The sequence below is a fragment of the Treponema sp. C6A8 genome, from assembly GCF_000619925.1.
Classification (GTDB): domain Bacteria; phylum Spirochaetota; class Spirochaetia; order Treponematales; family Treponemataceae; genus Treponema_D.
Genome location: NZ_JHVB01000006.1, coordinates 149,789 through 162,588 on the forward strand (window position 1 = coordinate 149,789; position 12,800 = coordinate 162,588).

Annotated in this window: 13 protein-coding genes; 10 read left to right on the forward strand and 3 right to left on the reverse strand. The window is 40.4% G+C overall.

From position 1 onward, the window contains the following. The first annotated feature begins 16 nt into the window (after positions 1-16). On the forward strand, positions 17-3,010 hold the full coding sequence (gene pgmB, locus T530_RS13770; protein ID WP_051537871.1) for a beta-phosphoglucomutase: 2,994 nt from the start codon (positions 17-19) through the stop codon (positions 3,008-3,010). 93 nt (positions 3,011-3,103) lie between these two features. Continuing rightward, positions 3,104-4,069 (forward strand): carbohydrate kinase, encoded by a 966-nt coding sequence (locus T530_RS0106650; protein ID WP_027728338.1) that lies wholly within the window; start codon positions 3,104-3,106, stop codon positions 4,067-4,069. On the opposite strand, the gene T530_RS13775 is transcribed toward T530_RS0106650, so the two are convergent. Next, a complete protein-coding gene (locus tag T530_RS13775) occupies positions 4,066-5,220 on the reverse strand; it encodes a glycosyl hydrolase 53 family protein (protein ID WP_051537872.1) in 1,155 nt (384 codons plus the stop codon). The two genes, T530_RS0106650 and T530_RS13775, sit on opposite strands and share 4 nt — an antisense overlap. A 198-nt stretch (positions 5,221-5,418) precedes the next feature. Here T530_RS13775 and T530_RS0106660 point away from each other — a divergent pair, with 198 nt between their 5' ends. From T530_RS0106660 to T530_RS0106685, 5 genes are all read left to right on the forward strand, one after another. After that, positions 5,419-5,721, forward strand: a complete 303-nt coding sequence (locus T530_RS0106660; protein ID WP_027728339.1) for a hypothetical protein — start codon at positions 5,419-5,421, stop codon at positions 5,719-5,721. 2 nt (positions 5,722-5,723) lie between these two features. Continuing rightward, a complete protein-coding gene (locus T530_RS0106665; RefSeq protein WP_027728340.1) occupies positions 5,724-6,236 on the forward strand; it encodes a hypothetical protein in 513 nt (170 codons plus the stop codon). A gap of 59 nt (positions 6,237-6,295) precedes the next feature. Further along, complete coding sequence (locus T530_RS0106670; protein WP_027728341.1) at positions 6,296-6,520, forward strand: hypothetical protein; 225 nt, start codon at positions 6,296-6,298, stop codon at positions 6,518-6,520. A gap of 249 nt (positions 6,521-6,769) precedes the next feature. Beyond that, entirely contained in the window at positions 6,770-7,312 is a 543-nt protein-coding gene (locus T530_RS0106680; RefSeq protein WP_156011568.1) for a hypothetical protein, read from the forward strand. A gap of 38 nt (positions 7,313-7,350) precedes the next feature. Continuing rightward, complete coding sequence (locus T530_RS0106685; RefSeq protein WP_051537873.1) at positions 7,351-8,139, forward strand: TIGR02757 family protein; 789 nt, start codon at positions 7,351-7,353, stop codon at positions 8,137-8,139. 7 nt (positions 8,140-8,146) lie between these two features. On the opposite strand, the gene T530_RS0106690 is transcribed toward T530_RS0106685, so the two are convergent. Further along, on the reverse strand, positions 8,147-8,779 hold the full coding sequence (locus T530_RS0106690; protein ID WP_027728345.1) for a YcxB family protein: 633 nt from the start codon (positions 8,777-8,779) through the stop codon (positions 8,147-8,149). Further along, positions 8,776-9,315 (reverse strand): YcxB family protein, encoded by a 540-nt coding sequence (locus T530_RS0106695; protein WP_027728346.1) that lies wholly within the window; start codon positions 9,313-9,315, stop codon positions 8,776-8,778. The genes T530_RS0106690 and T530_RS0106695 overlap by 4 nt, the downstream gene beginning before the upstream one ends. A gap of 79 nt (positions 9,316-9,394) precedes the next feature. On the opposite strand from T530_RS0106695, the gene T530_RS0106700 reads away from it, so the two are divergent. The 3 genes from T530_RS0106700 to T530_RS13780 all read left to right on the forward strand — a co-directional run bounded on the left by T530_RS0106700 (position 9,395) and on the right by T530_RS13780 (position 12,780). Next, complete coding sequence (locus tag T530_RS0106700) at positions 9,395-10,114, forward strand: putative ABC transporter permease (RefSeq protein ID WP_027728347.1); 720 nt, start codon at positions 9,395-9,397, stop codon at positions 10,112-10,114. 71 nt (positions 10,115-10,185) lie between these two features. Beyond that, positions 10,186-11,145, forward strand: a complete 960-nt coding sequence (locus T530_RS0106705; protein WP_027728348.1) for a D-2-hydroxyacid dehydrogenase — start codon at positions 10,186-10,188, stop codon at positions 11,143-11,145. Positions 11,146-11,412: 267 nt separating this feature from the next. Next, entirely contained in the window at positions 11,413-12,780 is a 1,368-nt protein-coding gene (locus T530_RS13780; RefSeq protein ID WP_038073918.1) for an MATE family efflux transporter, read from the forward strand. The last annotated feature ends 20 nt before the right edge of the window (positions 12,781-12,800 follow it).

Genomic DNA, 12,800 nt, shown 5'->3' on the forward strand with positions numbered 1-12,800 from the left:
TCGGAAGGTAGATTATATGATTTTTAAAACAGATAAATTTGGAAAAGACAGCGTCCAGCGTAACGAAACTCTTTTTACGCTGGGCAACGGAAATATTGGTATGCGCGGCGATACGGAAGAAAAGGCCGGCACCTTTCATAAAGGAACTTACATAAACGGATTTTTTGATAAGGAAAGCATTTTATACGGTGAAACAGCCTATGGATACGCAAAAAATCACGAAACAATTTTGAATCTTCCTGATGCAAAAAGAATTGAAATGCGCGTGAATGGAGCGGCTTTTGCAATCGACGGAAGCAGCGGAAAATGCGAATCTAACAGCCTGAGCACAGATTTGGAAAAAGGTATTCTTACCCGCGAATGTGACTGGGAAAATGGTCAGGATAAAATCCATCTGCACAGCGAGCGCCTTGTTTCCTTTAAGCATGAAAACTGCGCCGCAATCAGATATTGCGTAAAAAACATAGGAAATGCGGCAGTTGAAATTGAAATTGCCAGCGCCGTAGATATTTCTGCGGGAAATATTCTTGCGGAAGATGATCCAAGAATCGGGGCAAAATTCCGCCACAAACCGCTGGAAATTCTTTCAAAAAACGTAGAAATTTACGGAAATTCTGCAGAAAACGGCATTATCAGCTTTACCGAAAAAACAGCAAAATCGGGACTTTTTTTAGCTGGAAATGTGCGAAATTCAGCAAAAATCGATGGAATTTGTCAAAAATTCGTTAAAAATGAAGGATTTTTGTTAGAAAATTCTGAAATTTTGTATGTTTTTACAAAGGCTACTTTACAGCCCGGAAAAGAAATAATTCTTGAAAAATACATCACATACTGCTGGAAAAGCGAAGCTGACGGTGGCGATATAAATTCCCTTGCAAAGCAGGCAGAAAAAGAATGTGAGGCTTTTGCAGATGCTGGTTTTGATGCGGCTGTTACAGAACAGAAGGACTTCCTTTCTGACTTCTGGAAGGTTGCAAAAATAAAAATTGACGGCGACGAAAAATCGGAAGAAGCACTTCACTTCAGTCTTTTCCACCTTTTACAGTCTGCAAGCAGAACGGGAAAGGCAAGTATTGGCGCAAAGGGACTTACAAGCGAAGGCTACGAAGGTCACTTTTTCTGGGACACAGAAAGCTACGTTTGCCCGGTTTTCACTTACACAATGCCGCAAGTTGCAAAAAAGCTCCTGGAATATCGCGGCCGTATTTTGCCAAAGGCAGAAGAGCGCGCGGCAGAGCTTAATCTGAAAGGTGCCCTCTACCCATGGCGCACAATCGACGGTGAAGAAACCAGCGCCTACTACCCGGCGGGAACTGCCCAGTATCATATTGATGCGGACATCATTTTTGCCCTCAACCGTTTTTTGAATGCCCACGGCGACGACCTTGGTTTTGATCAGAAAACCGTAGAAAAGATGTGTGCTCAGACAGCCCGCATGTGGGAAAGCCTCGGCGCTTTTATTCCTCATAAGGGAAATAAATTCTGCATTAATGATGTAACGGGTCCTGATGAATACACAGCAATCGTAAACAACAATGCCTTTACAAACTTTATGGCGCGAGAAAATCTTGAAATCAGTGCGGCTCGTTCAGGCAGCCAGGCAAGTGATAAAGAAAAATCGGCATGGAAAAAGATCGCCGAGAACATGTACATTCCTTTTGATAAAGAACTTGGCATTTACCCTCAGGATGACAGCTTCCTGGACAAGGCTGACTGGGATTTTGAAAATACACCAAAATCTATGTATCCGCTTTTGATGCACTATCATCCGCTGGAAATCTACCGCCACAAGGTTTTGAAGCAGCCTGATTTAGTTCTGGCACATTTTTTGCTGAGCGGCCGCTTTAGCAAGGCAGAAAAAATCCGCAACTTCAAGTATTATCAGAAATATACGACGGGCGATTCGTCACTCAGCTATTCGATTATGAGCATCATGGCAAATGAAGCGGGCGATACAAAAAAAGCCTTTGATTATTACAATCAGACTGTCCGTATGGACATTGACGACGTAAACGGAAACAGCCGGGACGGAATCCACACTGCATGTATGGCCGGAAGCTGGATGAGTACGGTTTATGGATTTGCAGGCTTCCGTGATTACGGCGGTCTTTTCTCTTTTGATCCAAAGCTGCCGGAAAGCTGGAAAGGACTGGAATTCTCTTTAGCGATTAAGGGATTTGTACTTGATGTAAGTCTGACACATGACGAGGCAAAATATTCGGTGCGAAAGGGATGCGGCAAGTGCTCTGATGATAAGACCTTGGTGTCTGAACACGGCGCGGAAAAACTCGTATTAATCCATAGGAATGAAAAGTTTGAACTTGGCCAGGAAGACACCCTTTCATTCTCTTTGAAAAAGAAATTAGGTGCCGTTCTTTTTGATCTGGATGGCGTGATTACAAATACTGCTCCGCTTCATTATAAGGCCTGGAAGGAGATGGCGGACGCTGAGGGGCTGCGTTTTGACGAGGAAATGAACAAAATGCTGCTGGGAATCAGCCGCGAAGAGTCGCTTGAGGTGATTTTGCGCGAAAATGGTGCCAGCTGGACGGCGGAAAAGAAGGCGGAAAAATGCTTCTGGAAGAACGAGCGTTATAAGGAACTTTTGAAGACGCTGACTCCGGACGATATTCTCCCGGGAATTAAGACTTTGCTTGGCGAGCTGAAGGCGCACGGGGTTCCTGCTGTGCTTGCAAGTTCAAGTAAAAATGCACCTGCCATTCTTGATGCGCTGAAAATCTGGGATATGTTTGCAGGAATTGCTGATGCAAACCGCGTTCAGAAGGCTAAACCTGAGGCAGACATCTTCCTTGAGGCGGCTGAACTTTCGGGCGCCTGGTACACAGACTGCGTGGGCGTTGAGGATGCCGAGGCGGGAGTAGCTGCGATTAAAAAAGGCGGTATGACTGCAGTAGGAATCAGCCCGGACGGTTCTCTGAAGGAAGCTGACGTGCAGGTTAAGGGAACTGGCGAATTAACATACGACGTTTTAATTAACGTGATGAAATAGAGAATAGCCGCAGATAAACACAGATAGGACGCAGATATTTTATCTGTGTGAATCTGTGTCCCATCTGTGGCTAATTAAGATAAGGGGATTTAAATGGATGTTACAGCTTTAGGCGAGATTTTGATTGACTTTACCTTCGCGGGAAAAACTGCGGATGGGAAAAATATTTATGAGGAAAACCCGGGCGGAGCACCTGCCAACTGTGCATGCGCCGTTGCAAAGCTTGGTGGAAAGGCGGCATTTGTGGGTATGACAGGCTGCGATTCCTTCGGCGAGGATTTGAAAAATACCCTCAAGGATTTGAATGTTGAGGTTAGCGGAATGCGAACAACTGACAAGCAGCACACAACTCTTGCTTTTGTTTCTCTGGACGCAAACGGTGAGCGTCATTTTTCATTCTGCAGAAATCCTGGAGCGGACACTCAGCTTAGCGAAGCTGACTTGGATATGGGGCTTTTGCAGAGCACAAAAATCCTGCATATTGGCTCCCTTTCACTTACAGACCAGCCTGCAAAATCAGCTACTTTGAAGGCAATTGATGTGGTAAAAAAGGCCGGCGGACTCATTTCCTACGACCCTAACTGGCGGGCAAACCTCTGGCGTGGCCGCAGCGACGCTATGTCTGAACTTAAAAGCCTTTTTAAATACGCAGATATTGTCAAAGTTTCTGATGAGGAGCTTGCACTTTTGTTAGGTGATGTGTCTTGCGAGGAAGGAGCTGCAAAAATCCATGCAGAAGGCGTAAAGCTTATTATGATTACCCTGGGCTCAAAGGGCGTTTATTATTCTGCAAAGACAGAAGGCTGTACTGCAAGCGGAACAATCAGCGTGCCAAAGGTAAAGGTTGCTGACACAACCGGCGCCGGCGACAGCTTCAACGGCGGTCTTCTCTTCCGTCTTACCCGCCGGGAAAAACCTCTCAACTTTACCAAAGAGGAACTGATTAAGGATATAAATTTTGCAAACTCCGTAGCGTCACTTTGCGTAACAAAACGTGGTGCAATTCCGGCGCTGCCGACACTGGAAGAAACAGAAGCCTTTGTGAAGGCAAATTACTAAAAGTCAGCCTGAAACAATTTCAGGCTTTCAAAAGCTTTTCCCTTGTCGGAAAACATTCCGTAACGCCAGCTGCCCAGGTATTCGCCGCCCCAGGTAAAAAATCCTTTGGCACCAGCGTCTTTTGCTGTTTTTGCAACGGCGCTGATTACGGCTGCCTGATTTTGAACTGAAGCGCTTACGATTCCTTTATTTTCTGTGATTCCAGGGTAGATTTTGCCGTTTTTTAGAGTCAGGTTTGCCGTAGCATTTTTCAAGTCTGCATCAAGGGCGGATTTTGCATACCAGGGATGAGCGGTTTCTGCAATTACGATTTCTTTGCCGTATTTCTTGCGGAAGAATTTGATGTTTTCGCCCAGGCTTTCGATACTACCGTGAGTCTTTTCAAAAGGATAGTAAGAAAGACCGATGACATCATAATCAAGATTTGCTTCTTTATACATATCCAGAAGCCATTCGATTTTACCGCCGCCTTCTGCTACGTGGAGCATGATTTTTGACTGTGGACAGACCTTGCGGGCTGCTTTAATTCCAGCGGCCAGGTATTTTATGTAATTTTCCTTTGACCGTGTTGAGCTTCCTCCAATAACTGATGACAGAGGCTTTAGTTTTCCATTTTCATAATAACCTGTCAGAATTCCTGTATTGATTTCGTTTCCAATCTGAATCATGTCCGGCGAGGCATTGGCATCATTCAAAGCCTTTAGGACTTTTTCTGTCCAGTCGTAAAGCTTGCGACTTACTTCATCGGAAGTCTTGCAGTCCAGCCAGCTTTGGGGAATGGCCTGCTTGCCGGGATCTGCCCAGTAATCGCTGTAGTGGAAATCCAGAAGAAATTTCAGGCCGAAAGATTTTGCCCGGACAGCCTGATTCAAAACTGTCGTAAGATTTGAAGCTCCCGGTTTTTCAGGATTGTTCGGATTATCCGGGTCATTCCATATTCTAAGGCGAATCCAGTTTACTCCGTTATTTTTAAGGATTTCAAAGACGTCCTTTTTTTGTCTGTCAAAATCAAAGTATTTGTCCTTGTTCCATTCATCATTTACTGCGCTGGCATCAAAGCCGCGGATAAAGTCATTTTCCATAGATTTCCTGTCGCAGTCTGCAAGCATAAGGGCCAGCAGACTGACATAAATTATATTTTTGATTTTCATAAGTCTTCCTGAGTTTGTCAACACGTGTCAATAAAATTATAGCACGGCAATCGGTAAATGCAAAACTAAACTTTTATATATTTAGAGAACAAAATTGATTTGAGACAGTTTAATTTCGTTTCTCATTTATTCTATAATAAACCCGTGGTATTCCAAAAATGTAATGTGAATTAGGAAGACTAGGTTGAGGTGGTGTAAATGAAATCTCCTAAAATTCTTTGTTTTATACCTGTCATTCTTTTCGGTTTTTGTATTTTTTCTCTGATAGTGATAGTAATTTTTGAGAGTACATTAAATGGCTCAGGTATATATGATTTTTTTGCTATTATTGGAATCGTCCTGTTTTTTATTGGCTGGCTTCCAGCTTTTTGTCTTTCTCTTGCAGCAATAATAATTTCTACTCGAAAAAAGATAAAAAAATACATGGTCTTTTCCGTTGTAGATATTATTATTTCTGTTTTATGGTTTATTATTATGTTTATGGGTGTAATGTCGGTTTAAAAATGAAGCATAAATTCCTTCTGACTTTTTACTGGATTTTTGATTTATGCCTTTCTCTTGCTCCGATTGTCCTTTTTTATTGCTTCAGGCACAGCGTTAATCTTTATGTAATTCTCATTAATTATATTTTTGCCTCTTCTATTTATCTTGCGATAAATTCTCTTGTCGGAATGATATGTGATAAAAAGCATAAAAACCAGCTGGAAGAACTTCCGATTTCGAAGAACTGGCTGCTTCCTATGTATCTTGAGAATATATTTCTGTTTTTTGCCCTTATTGTAACGATTGGTTTTACCGTAGATTCATTTGTTCGTTTTTCAAATGATATTATTTCCTGCCTGCTTTTCCTTCTGTCTTCAATCATAATTCTGATATTGGTTTTCGGGCAGCTTGCCTGGGAGCGTACTGTTATCAGAAGTCCGGTGATAAAACTAATAAAATATTATGCCTGCCTTGCAAATCCGCTCAGAATTGCATTTTTTGAATTGTTATTTATTTCCTCGATTGCACCGTAAATAAAAATTGCATTCAGATTCCCTTACATTTGCTATGAAGTATGATATGATTTTTAGGTATGAAATTTCAAACTCTTGCAATCACTATCATTTTTATAATTATCAGTTATAAAATAGTTAACATATTTTATAAAAAACTCTTTGGCGAGGATTTTAAATTTGCAAGTAAATTGATTTTCTTTGAAGAAAGAAAAAGACCTGGCCTAGATGTGATTTTAACTATTTTAATAATTACTGGTAGCTGTTTCCTTGGATATTTTCTTTCAGGTGAATTGAAGTTTTAAAAAAATGAAAAAATTTATAGCATATTTAGTATTATTTTTCTCAATCTTTATTCCTTTGTTGGTTATGGAAATCATAGATCATCTAAAGATGAAAGGGTATGACAGTTTTTATGCATTTTTTACAGTGTCTATAGTTTATATTACCTTGCTTTTGTGTTCAATTTTATATCTGATAATAAAGACAAAATGTAGCAGGCGTTATAAAGCTTACTTTATATTTCAGGTTGTAATTAATATAATTTTTACAATTTGGTTGATACAAATACAAATTCCGTGAGGCAGAAAATGTATGAAAATAAAATCACTATACGACCAAAATTAAAAAGCTTCACAAACATTTTTTACATTTGTTTCGGAATAATGACTCTTGTGGTATTTTTTTGCCTTTTGATACAATTTTTTCTTGCATACAAAAAACAACCGGCCATGCTAGATTTACCTATTTTAATCATCGGTTTCTGTTTTTACTTTTTAGGTTTTGTTGTCGGCGGCGGTTTTTTATTTGCTCCTTTGGGGAAGAAAATCACAATTTGTGGAAATGATATTGATTACCAGAATTTCTTTTTCTTCCATCATAAAATCAAAACTACGGCGGATACAAAAATCAAAATGGGTGAGTGTTATCCAACCTGGGGCGGGCACCCAGAATTAATATGGAAGATTTCAAATCATCGTGGCAAAGAAAAAATCAAGATTCATGCTGATTATTTTGATTACAAAAAGGTGAACGAAGAATTTGAAAAACTTACAGGATATAAAATCGAATATTCCCGGGCGAATATAAAGTTTTAGAAAAGGAATGTCAGTGAGAAACTTTTGGAGAAAAGAAAATGATGACTGGAGAATTAAAACAAAATCTGCGGGAACTTGCCCAAAAATATGAAACTTCCTCTTTTATGGATGCTGACCCAAGTCAGTTTATCCGCTGGTATTCCAGGGCAGAAGATATTGAGCCTGCGAGCTTTATTGCGGCTATGCTTTCCTTTGGCAGCAGGTCTCAGTTTATCCCCAAAATTCGAGGAATTTTTCAGCTTGCTGATAAATCTGGCGGAATGGAAAAATGGTTAAAATCGCGTGATTTTGAAAAAGAATTTGACGAAAATTCACCGAATTTCGAAAAAAAATGCGAAAATTTGCCAAAATTCTACAGATTTTATTCATTTTCTGATATGAATTCGCTGTTTTTTGAACTTTCAGAAATTCTTGAAAAATACGGAAATTTTGGCGAATTTTTGCGAAAAAAATACGAAAATTTGCCGGAAAATGAAAAAAAGCCCGGAATTCTTGCAGATTTGATATCAGAAGCTTTTCCTAAATCAAAAATTGTGCCAAAGGGAAAAACTTCCGCAAATAAACGAATTCACATGTTTTTACGTTGGATGGTCCGTCAGAACTCGCCGGTAGACATAGGTCTCTGGTCCTGGTATCCGGCAAAAAATCTTTTGATCCCGCTTGATGTTCACGTTATGCAGGAAGGAGTAAAGCTGGGGCTTCTGCCGGAAAATGCAAGCGCCAACCGAAAAACAGCCCTTGCCCTCACATCACAAATGACAGAAGTTTTTCCTGAAGATCCGTCCCGCGCCGATTTCGCCCTTTTTGGACTTGGGGTTTCCCAGTGATTTGCTTTTATAAAAACTTAAAGAAGGTCTGCCAGAAAATCAGGGCAATAATAACAAGCGAAATAAGAATGCTGAAAAAGTAATCACGCTTGAGGACAGGAGTCTTGAAATATACCTTTTTTATTTTGCAGTAATTTTCCTTTGCAAAATTATAAAAGGCCTTCCATTCTTCATCAGAAGCAAAATCGGATTTTGTAACAAAGAAAACGGAAATCTTATTTAGATATATATTTACAGTTTCATCAGAAAAATAAATTGAATAAAGCTTTTCCACTGAAACAGTATTTTCTTCAACATCGTTTTTGAAAATGATTTTGTCCTCGTAAAAAGTCATTTCTGTTTCCGGGATGTTTTTTCCGTAGAGCGGATAAACTCTTTTAGCCCATTGTACTGCGCGCTTTTCTTTATTGCTCATCAGATAAAATTTAAAGATTGAGAGAGCCAGGACTATTATTGAATTTCCTGCCAGCTGAAAGGCCTTCAAATAAATCATAACGCCTGTAGTAATTAAAAATGTCGTTGCCAGAATGGTAAATGTTATTACATCAAGAAAAACATTTATTCGTCTTGATGAGATAAAATCTCTGTGAAATCTTGCAAAATCTTCTTCTGAGATTTTTCGTTTTATGCTGAAACTCATAAAGTCTCCCCTTGCTTTTCTATTTCGCTGCTGTTTGAATAATTCTCTTTTATAAAGCGCAGAACATTTTCCCATTCTGACTCGCTTTTGAAGCATCTTTTAAAAATGAGAATTGCCTTGTTGTGATAATAAATGTAGGCAGCCTCCGGAGTAAAACGCAATTTTGTAATCTGATTTTTTGGAAGATTTACTTTTTCTGATGGAGAGCTGCATTTTACATAATCTTCAGAAAGTTCGATGAGAGAGTTTTCTGAATTATTAAAACTTTTGTATGTGTTTCTAATCGCCATTCTATAAAAAAAGGGCTTTAGAAAAACTAAGGCTGCAATAAAAGCAATTACATAAAGAAAAAGTGAAAAATATATGATTGCATCGAGGGGAAGAAAGATTTTTACACAAAAAACCGCTATAAAAATGGCAAAGGCCACCGTACTTGTGATATAGACAGATTTTTTCGAATTAGGATATGATGCCCAGCAGAAATCCCTGTAGTCTTTCAGGGTGTAAGGCGGCGCGTCAAAAGTTATGGTGTCCATGGCTTTAAATTAGTTTATATGGGCGGCTGCTGTCAATTATTTACTTGGGCTTTCACCATTTATGGTGCATAATATCTTTATGAAGTTTTTTCTTGTAATCACATTTTTGTTTTTTGCAGGCAGCCTGATTGGCTGGGGAATTGAGCTGATTTTCCGCCGCTTTTTTTCAGCAAACAATCCCGAGCGTAAGTGGATTAATCCGGGCTTTTTGACAGGACCTTATCTTCCCCTTTACGGCTTCAGCCTTGTGATTCTATTTTTGCTTTCTTTTATCGACGTAAGTTTTATTCCAAATCCGCACCTGCAGAAGCTTGTATTGTTTGCCCTCATGGCTCTCTGCATCACGTTTTTTGAGTTTATCGCCGGAATGATTTTTATTGTCGGTATGAAAATCCGCCTTTGGGATTATTCAAAAAACTGGGGCAACATCAAGGGAATTGTCTGCCCGCTCTTTACCTTTTTCTGGTGGCTTTTGAGCGCCGTCTACTACTTTTTAATTCACCCGAAAATCCTGGAATGGCTCTTCTGGTTTACGAATCACATCGAGTTCAGCTTTGTTGTCGGCTTCTTCTACGGCGTCCTTTGCGTCGACCTTACATATTCCCTGAGAATTATGACCCGAATCCGCCACTTTGCCCGCGAAAACAAAACCATCATTCACCTTGTCGAACTCCAGCAGCAAATCCGCCTGAAGAACGAAGAAAACAAGGAAAAACTCCACTTCTGGCTGACAATGAAGTCCGAAGAATTGCCCCTTCCAGACCAGCTGAGAGAAATTATAGAAAGGATAAGGAAGTAAATTTTTGTTAGCTTAATTATCTGAGCTTTTTTCCCCTTACCATTTACCAGCTTTTCGCGTATATTAGGCGTATGAAAATTCTGGTAATTAACGATCGGTTTGAAGAGAAGCATTTTGAGGCTATAAAGAAGGCGGCAGCGGAAGCTGGGGCGGAAGTTCATTTTTTTAAGTCAGACAAGGATATTCCGCAGGCTGATTTTGATGCTGATATAATTTACGGATTTGCGCCGGAAGTTGTAAAGGTGAATAAAAATCTTAAGTGGCTCTGCGTGCCTTGGGCGGGGGTAGACTCGCTGATGAAGCCTGGCTACTTTGCCAATGAAGACTGTCTTCTTACAAACGGTGCTGGCTCTTACGGCGTTTCAATTGCCGAGCATATGATTGCGGTTTCGCTGGTGCTGCTTCGACGTCTTAATGAATTTTTTGATGAAACTCGTTCTGGCTTCTGGGGCTCTATGCGTGACCAGAAATCGCTGAAGGATTGCAGAATTACTGTTCTTGGAACTGGTGATATTGGTACTACTTTTGCAAAGCGGGCGCGTGCTTTTGAGCCTGCAAGTCTTGTGGGAGTTTGCCGCAGCGGAAAGGCTCCTGACGGCATTTACGACAAGGTTCTTCCTGTAAGTCAGCTGGATGAAATCCTTCCGGAAACTGACCTTCTTGCAATGAGTCTTCCGGCCACTCCTGAAACTACAAATATTATTACCCGAAAGAGAATTGAACTTTTGCCAGACGGCGCCTACATCATAAACGTGGGCCGCGGCAATGCAATTGATGAGGAGGCTCTCGCCCAGCATCTTGAAAACGGACATCTTGGTGGGGCTGGTCTGGACGTTTTCCAGAAGGAACCGCTTCCAAAAGACAGTCCTCTCTGGAAAATCAAAAATCTTGTGATTACACCTCACATGGCAGGAAACCTTACAATTGCTTATACCAAAGACAAGAATGTTGATATGTTTATAGAAGATTTACGCAATTTTACCGCCGGTAAGCCTATGCGTTATCTTGTGGACAGAAAACTGGGCTATTAAGGGCTGCATCTGGCCCTTAAAATTGCATTTCATCGTTAAAAACATGCATCTCATCTGAATTTACTTCTCTCTTTATTTTGAATTTCGTAAAATGCAGTCGAAATGAAAAATAAGGAGGATTATTTTCATGGAAAAACAAGTAAATAACAAAACTAACCTTGTGGTGGCAGACTGCGTGAAAGCAGTAGAGTTTGCAATGTTTATGTCGTCGTTGATGTTCGGACATAAAATTCAGAGTGAGAAGTCGTGTCAAAAAGAGAGGAAAAAATGACAGAGTTATTCAAGAAATATAAAAACTATTTGAACAGACTGCTGATAATTGCAGTTCCTATGATTTTGAGCCAGTTAATCAACCAGGTTCAAATGCTGATTGACCGTATTTTTTTAGGTCAGGCAAACAGCCTTTACATGAGCGTTTTGGGTAACGCTACCTTCCCGATGTGGACTACCATGTCCTTCTGTTTTTCTATTGGAACAGGAGCTTCAATTCTGATTAGTCAGAACGTGGGCGCAGGAAACAAAGAAAAAGTTTCTGAATATGCGGGTTCACTTCTTAAATACAACAGTATTATTCCATTCGCGCTATTTTTGTTCTGGGGATTTTTCTCTGAACCAGTATTCAAGCTGATGGGAGTTTCAGAAAATCTGATTCCGCTTTGCGTTGAATATGCCAGCTATTATTCGCCGGTTTTTATTCTGGTAGGAATTGGCTCTGTGATTACAATCTTCCAGACTTCAAATTACACTAAGCCGCTTGCGACTTACAGTTTAATCCGTTCTGTTTTGAATGTGATTTTTGACTGGGTTTTGATTTTTGGAAAATTCGGATTCCCGGCAATGGGAGTTAAGGGTGCGGCTCTGGGTACAACCCTGGCTGAATTTATAGCGGCTCTTTACTTTGGCTATGCCTACTTGAAGAGTCCGCTCAGCACAAAGCCGTCATTTGCTGCAATTAAGACTGCAAAATTAAAAAGCTATCTGCATTCGGCAAAGCTTGGAATAAACACTGCGCTTGAGGATTTTTTGTGGAATATAGGAAACCTTGTTCTTATTGTTATCCTCAATACAATCAATGAACTTGCGGCAGGAATTTATTCAATCATTTTTGGAATTGAAGTTCTTGCGGTTGTAGCAGTAGGAAGCCTTGGCAGCGCAACTATGACGCTTACTTCTGAGGCAACAGGAAAAAAGGATATCCGCCAGTTCAGGGGCGTTTGCACCTGCGCTTATGGTCTTTGCATTTTGATTGCACTTGGAATGATTTTTGCGGGCGCTTTATTCCCGCAGCAGATTTTACGCGTATTCACAAAGGATGAATCGATTGTTACAACCTCGGCAATTTTCCTTTTGATGATTGGCTTTAATCTCTTTTCAAAGTCTGGAAACATCATTGTTGGTAACTGTATCCGTGGAAGCGGCGACACAAGATGGATGTTCTTTACCCAGATTTTTGGAACGGTTTTTGTAATCAGTATGGCCAGCCTTTTTGTATTTGGGCTTAAGCTTGGAATTGCGGGAGTTTTTCTTGCGGTAATGAGTGATGAAGGTGTAAGAGCTCTTATAAACTACGTGCGTTACAGAAAAATCTGCGCTTCTTTTCAGGAGCCGGAATTAAAAAAAGCTGTATCTGCCTAGCTGATTAAAAGTTCTAATTT

Coding starts and splice junctions, on each gene's coding strand:
- pgmB (WP_051537871.1), top strand. CDS start 17: ATGATTTTTAAAACAGATAAATTTGGAAAAGACAGCGTCCAGCGTAAC.
- T530_RS0106650 (WP_027728338.1), top strand. CDS start 3,104: ATGGATGTTACAGCTTTAGGCGAGATTTTGATTGACTTTACCTTCGCG.
- T530_RS13775 (WP_051537872.1), bottom strand. CDS start 5,220: ATGAAAATCAAAAATATAATTTATGTCAGTCTGCTGGCCCTTATGCTT.
- T530_RS0106660 (WP_027728339.1), top strand. CDS start 5,419: ATGAAATCTCCTAAAATTCTTTGTTTTATACCTGTCATTCTTTTCGGT.
- T530_RS0106665 (WP_027728340.1), top strand. CDS start 5,724: ATGAAGCATAAATTCCTTCTGACTTTTTACTGGATTTTTGATTTATGC.
- T530_RS0106670 (WP_027728341.1), top strand. CDS start 6,296: ATGAAATTTCAAACTCTTGCAATCACTATCATTTTTATAATTATCAGT.
- T530_RS0106685 (WP_051537873.1), top strand. CDS start 7,351: ATGATGACTGGAGAATTAAAACAAAATCTGCGGGAACTTGCCCAAAAA.
- T530_RS0106690 (WP_027728345.1), bottom strand. CDS start 8,779: ATGAGTTTCAGCATAAAACGAAAAATCTCAGAAGAAGATTTTGCAAGA.
- T530_RS0106695 (WP_027728346.1), bottom strand. CDS start 9,315: ATGGACACCATAACTTTTGACGCGCCGCCTTACACCCTGAAAGACTAC.
- T530_RS0106700 (WP_027728347.1), top strand. CDS start 9,395: ATGAAGTTTTTTCTTGTAATCACATTTTTGTTTTTTGCAGGCAGCCTG.
- T530_RS0106705 (WP_027728348.1), top strand. CDS start 10,186: ATGAAAATTCTGGTAATTAACGATCGGTTTGAAGAGAAGCATTTTGAG.
- T530_RS13780 (WP_038073918.1), top strand. CDS start 11,413: ATGACAGAGTTATTCAAGAAATATAAAAACTATTTGAACAGACTGCTG.